The 498-nt window shown below is 58.2% G+C and carries 1 protein-coding gene; it reads right to left on the reverse strand.

Annotated elements, in window-relative coordinates; all coding sequences use genetic code 11:
- On the reverse strand, positions 1-498 hold a 498-nt coding region (locus DQG23_RS41655), incomplete at both ends, for a DegT/DnrJ/EryC1/StrS family aminotransferase (RefSeq protein ID WP_192894708.1).

Below are 498 nucleotides of genomic sequence, written 5' to 3' on the forward strand. Positions count from 1 at the left end.
TCACATGCGACCCGATGTCTCCCGCTTCGTCAACGACGCCGCGGAATTGGATCGACGGCAGTTTCTCTGCAACCGCCTTTTTGACGGCGCTCGCATGCTTCCGCATCGCCGCGACCATACCGTCCAGCTTCCGCCACTGCTCGACAAGCACCGCGCCGGCCAGCTCGCTCATCCGGTAGTTTTGCCCGACGAACGCGTCGGTTTCTTCCGGGGAATCGATGCCGTAACGCGCTTTGTCGCGGAAAATTCCTTGATCGTGGTAACGTGCCGCCCGCGAGAATAACTGCGGATCGCGCGTGACGACCGCTCCGCCTTCGCCGGCCGTTAATATTTTATTCATCTGGAAGCTGTACACGCCGATATCGCCGACCGTACCGGCATACTGTCCTTTATATTGAATGCCGCAAGACTGCGCGACATCTTCAATGACGCGGATATTATGCTTCTTGGCGAACGCCATGACCGGGTCCATATCGACCGGATGGCCGAGAATCGAGA

Source organism: Paenibacillus contaminans (genome assembly GCF_003285015.1).
Taxonomy (GTDB): Bacteria; Bacillota; Bacilli; order Paenibacillales; family NBRC-103111; genus Paenibacillus_V; species Paenibacillus_V contaminans.